Source organism: Carnobacterium sp. (genome assembly GCF_032094055.1).
Lineage (GTDB): Bacteria > Bacillota > Bacilli > Lactobacillales > Carnobacteriaceae > Carnobacterium_A.
Genome location: NZ_DAMDAK010000067.1, coordinates 4,782 through 6,895 on the forward strand (window position 1 = coordinate 4,782; position 2,114 = coordinate 6,895).

Below are 2,114 nucleotides of genomic sequence, written 5' to 3' on the forward strand. Positions count from 1 at the left end.
TTTTTACGCCATTCAATGTCAATGGGAAAATCACGCGTCGAAATGTTTCAATATTATTAGCACCTAAATCACGGCTGGCACTAATGTAAGAAGGATTCAATTCTTCCAGTGCATTGAAAATCGGCAAAATCATAAACGGTATTTCAATATAGGTTGCCACTAACAAAAAGCTAACATCTGTAAATAAAATCTGCTGCCTGCCAATTCCAGCAAACGCTAGAAAATCGTTAACTGAACCGTTAATACTAAAAATCCCGATAAATGCATAGGCTTTTAATAACAGATTGATCCAAGTCGGCAAAATAATCAACAGCAGCCATAATTGCTTATGCTTCGTTTTATTCAGCAAATAAGCTGTTGGATAACTGATCAATAACGTTAAACAGGTAATTAAAAAGGCATACCAAACAGAATTGAATGTCATCGTCAAATAAGTGCTGGATGCAAAATAAGTTCCATAATTAGCAAGTGTAAATTGACCATCAATAGTAAAAAAAGATTGATAAAAAATCAGCAACAAAGGAGCGATCACAAATAAAATCAACCACATGCTGTACGGCACAAAATAAAATACTTTCGATTGTTTATTCATTTGGACTACCTCCTTTACTCTTCTTCATAGCTTTCAAGCCGCGCATCAAACTCTTTTTCAGATTCACCAAACCGCATGACGTGTACGTCTTCTGGTTCAAAATAAAGACCGACTTCACTGCCTACTTTAGCCTTTTTAGTTGAATGCACCATCCATTCATTTTGGTCACGGTCATATCCTATGATTTCATAATGAACCCCTCTGAATAATTGCGTATCCACTTTGATAGAAATTTTACCTTGTTCAACTGTTGTCAGGACCAAATCTTCAGGACGTAAAACGACTTCAACTTTTTCATTTGGCTTCATACCTGCATCTACGCATTCAAAAGTATGTCCTACAAAAGAAACCTGATAATCAGCCAGCATATGTCCGTCAACAATATTGCTCTCACCAATGAAATCCGCTACATAGCGATTAATGGGTTCATCATAAATATCAACAGGTGTCCCGCTCTGAACGATTTCTCCGTCTTTCATCACAAAAATTTCATCGCTCATAGCCAAGGCCTCTTCTTGGTCATGCGTTACAAAAACAAACGTGATGCCCAACCGCCGTTGCAATTCGCGCAACTCATATTGCATTTCAGTTCTTAGCTTCAAGTCCAATGCCGATAAAGGTTCATCTAGCAATAAAACTTCTGGTTCATTCACTAACGCGCGAGCAATCGCTACCCGTTGGCGCTGTCCGCCTGACATCTCACTAATATCTCGTTCTTCATAGCCGGATAAACGGACCATTTTCAATACTTCTTCAACTTTTTCTTGAATCACTTTTTTCTCCATTTTTTTAATGCGCAAGCCAAACGCAATATTCTCAAAGACATTCATATGCGGAAATAATGCGTAATCTTGAAAAACAGTATTCACCTTCCGCTTATTAGCCGGTAGTTCATTGACAACTTTTCCATCCAATGTAATGGTACCTTCAGAAACTTCAGTAAAACCAGCAATCAAGCGTAAAATCGTTGTTTTTCCGCAGCCGGAGGGTCCTAGCAAAGTATAAAATTTCCCTTGTTCAATATCAAAATTAATATTTTTTAAAACTGGTTTGTCGTCATATATTTTTTTGACGTGTTTAAACCGAATAATTGTTTTTTCAGCCATTATTTACGCTCCTTTTTTGTTCTTAGCTTATTACTATTATCATAGATTTATCCTTACGATAATGCCATTATTCTGTTTCCTTTTTACAGATAAGAATCTGTTACGACCATTAATAAAATACTCTCTCCTTGAAAAGCATTCGCTATTTTATGCTTTTCAGTCGCATGAAAATAAAGAGAATCGCCTTTATTTGCAAAGTAGCGTTTCATTCCAATTTCTATACAAACTGCTCCTTCTTGGACATAAGCAAACGTTTCAGCTAATGAAGGACTAAACTCTTTAAATTCCCCTTCTTTTTCTAATTTTAAAATAATCGGTTCCATCTCATTTTCATTGGCCTCTGGAACAAGCCATTCAATTTCATAGCCTTTTTCCAGATCTTCAAAGCGTGTCATCTCATCTTTTGGATACACGAC

The 2,114-nt window shown here is 36.5% G+C and carries 3 protein-coding genes; all 3 read right to left on the reverse strand.

What is annotated here, in order from left to right:
• A partial coding sequence (locus RT405_RS10020; RefSeq protein WP_313469444.1) for an ABC transporter permease occupies nt 1–592 on the reverse strand: 592 nt, incomplete at its 3' end.
• A 14-nt stretch (nt 593–606) separates the two neighbouring features.
• Nucleotides 607–1,698: an ABC transporter ATP-binding protein gene (locus RT405_RS10025; protein WP_313469446.1), complete on the reverse strand. Its 1,092-nt coding sequence runs from the start codon at nt 1,696–1,698 to the stop codon at nt 607–609.
• 83 nt (nt 1,699–1,781) lie between these two features.
• On the reverse strand, nt 1,782–2,114 hold a 333-nt coding region (locus tag RT405_RS10030), incomplete at its 5' end, for a cupin domain-containing protein (protein ID WP_313469447.1).

Bases quoted from the DNA above. Each gene is read 5' to 3' on its own strand.
- RT405_RS10025 (WP_313469446.1), bottom strand. From the start codon at position 1,698: ATGGCTGAAAAAACAATTATTCGGTTTAAACACGTCAAAAAAATATAT.